1 protein-coding gene is annotated in these 380 nt (G+C 72.6%); it reads right to left on the bottom strand.

The window, feature by feature from the left end:
• Positions 1-380: ferredoxin reductase (locus BST14_RS31855; RefSeq protein WP_211280840.1), on the bottom strand; the 380-nt coding region annotated here is incomplete at both ends.

Below are 380 nucleotides of genomic sequence, written 5' to 3'. Positions count from 1 at the left end.
GGCCAGGCGTTCGGCCATCGCCAGCAGCGGCGTGATGCCGATGCCGCCGGCGAACAGCAGGCGCGGACCGGGCTCCGGCGACAGCGGGAAGAGATTGCGCGGCTCGCCGATGCGCAGCCGCTGGCCGACCCGCAGTTCGGCGTGCAGCGTGGCCGAGCCGCCGCGCGAGTCGCGGCAGCGGAGTACGGCGATACGGTAGTGGCGCGGCCGTTCGGCGGGGCCGCAGAGGGAGTACTGGCGTACCAGGCCGTTGGGCAGGTGCAGGTCGATGTGCGCGCCCGGCTCGAAGGACGGCAGTGCCGCCCCGTCGGCCCGGAACAGTTCGAAGCTGTGGATATCCTGCGCCTCCAGGCGGATGGCGCCGACGATGACCTCGATCA

It is taken from the genome of Mycobacterium arosiense ATCC BAA-1401 = DSM 45069 (assembly GCF_002086125.1).
GTDB classification, from domain to species: Bacteria; Actinomycetota; Actinomycetes; order Mycobacteriales; family Mycobacteriaceae; genus Mycobacterium; species Mycobacterium arosiense.
This window is presented reverse-complemented; position numbering and strand designations above follow the sequence as displayed.